Annotated in this window: 1 protein-coding gene; it reads right to left on the reverse strand. The window is 63.3% G+C overall.

Annotated features, from left to right (window positions below; translation table 11 throughout):
• Window positions 1-294: FAD-dependent monooxygenase (locus EN874_RS33110; RefSeq protein WP_189396762.1), on the reverse strand; the 294-nt coding region annotated here is incomplete at its 3' end.
• Window positions 295-297: the final 3 nt, after the last annotated feature.

Genomic DNA, 297 nt, shown 5'->3' on the forward strand with positions numbered 1-297 from the left:
GGAAAAAGCGAACTCCGGACCATCCTTGCGCTCGAACAGCTCGCCGAAGCGGAAGACATGGAGGTCGGTCATCGGCGTGACGAGAGACCTGAAAACCGGGCCGAGGCCGAGCTTCTCGAACAGCGCCATCTGCTCGGTGCGGGTCTTTTCGGCCCGGAATTCCTCATGGTGGATACGATGCGGATCGACCAGCGCCACCTTGCGTTCGGTCTTGGCCAACACGATCGTGAGCGCGGTTCCGGCAAGCCCCTCGCCAACGATCGCCACATCGACTTCGGCCGAGCCCGCCTGGATGGC

Origin of the sequence: Mesorhizobium sp. M1D.F.Ca.ET.231.01.1.1, assembly GCF_003999155.2 — a bacterium.
Classification (GTDB): domain Bacteria; phylum Pseudomonadota; class Alphaproteobacteria; order Rhizobiales; family Rhizobiaceae; genus Mesorhizobium.